The organism is Moorena sp. SIO4A1 (assembly GCF_010672065.1).
Taxonomy (GTDB): Bacteria; Cyanobacteriota; Cyanobacteriia; order Cyanobacteriales; family Coleofasciculaceae; genus Moorena.
In genome coordinates, this window is the sequence record NZ_JAAHHX010000801.1 from 1 (window position 1) to 1315 (window position 1315).

The 1315-nt window shown below is 44.9% G+C and carries 2 protein-coding genes; both read right to left on the reverse strand.

The annotated features are described in order from the left end of the window. Window positions 1-41: 41 nt before the first annotated feature. Window positions 42-452 carry a hypothetical protein gene (locus F6K53_RS43025; RefSeq protein ID WP_293086780.1) on the reverse strand — a complete coding sequence of 137 codons (411 nt, stop codon included), beginning with the start codon at window positions 450-452 and terminating at the stop codon, window positions 42-44. 151 nt (window positions 453-603) lie between these two features. Continuing rightward, window positions 604-1215, reverse strand: coding sequence for a hypothetical protein (locus F6K53_RS43030; protein WP_293031301.1), 612 nt, complete (start codon window positions 1213-1215; stop codon window positions 604-606). Window positions 1216-1315: the final 100 nt, after the last annotated feature.

Sequence of the window (1315 nt, forward strand, 5' to 3'; positions counted from 1 at the left end):
CTGACTGACGGACACTTTTTTTTGTACATTTAGCAGTACATTTAGGCCCAGGCATCAAATTCCTGAATCAGAGAGAAGGTAATCTTTCGATAGTAGCGGTCACGAGCTTTTTGGGAAGCGAAACAAGGAGTAGAGTCAAGATAGACCAAGTGGTCAAGGCGTAAAAAGGAATAAGCCTTGTGAACAAAGGAATTAAGCCACCGGACACCGATTTTTAGATAGCTAAGTCCACGACGAAAATGGGCATCAACCTGACGACGTAAACCGTCTTTTTGGACAGCCATGCCGACTAAAGTTGCGAAAAGAACTGCAATAGCAATGACCAGATAGAGGCGTTCAAGTCGCTCAGCACAACGAACTCGAGACATTTCCCACTGAAAAACCCCAGACTTGCTATCTAAAAACAGATGTTCAATACGAAAACGCAAGCCATATTGCCAAAAAGTCTTCAAGGTGGGAGGTTCATCAGTGATAATTGCCCAATTATCCTTAGCGGCAGGTACTGCCGCCAGAGCGAGATGAGCCTTAAGTTGAGCATCTTCCCATAAACCAACATTTTTGTAGAAAACGGCTTCTCGTTTGGGCGGATATAACTCACGAACGCTATATCCAAAGCCTCGACGCTGGACACCGTGAATCAGAGTATCGGACGGTAGACGGATAGAAAGCGTGCCAATGGGTTAATTGTAACCATTTCAGTAAATCGTGATTGGCAAATCCCCTATCCGCCAACAACATCACCTCTGGGAAATTTGCCAGATATTGATACGCTTGTTCGAGTAAGGGGGCATATTTCTCCCAGGCGACACTGGCACTTTTGTGTTCTAACCCTAACCACAGCAGGGGTAATGCTCTCCCTCCCCCAATCACCGATAGGTAGACAAAGCAGTATTTATTCCACAACTGGGTACTATCCAAGGCTAAGTATAATCTTCCCTGCTTCCACTGTGATATTGCCTTTAGAACTAACGGTACATAGATTTCTTTGATCTTGACCCGATGATTTCCTAAAAACCGACGCCATCGTTTTTGATTGCTGTCTTCTTGGATAGCTCGACTTTGGACGTAGCTACCCCATTCCCCCTGATTCACCTTTTGGCTCCCTAGTAACGCCGCCACCATCCATGCCAACGTCACTATATGTCTGATATCAACAAATTTGCTACCTGCGCTTAGGTAGCTATACACTTGTGAGTAGATTTTTTTCTGGGTCATAATTGGGATTTTTATTGACTACCCCATTTACCCAGATTTTTCTGTTTTGTCCAACCCCTCCCCTACTTGCTTTTCAAGCACTTGTGTCCGTCAGCAAGGC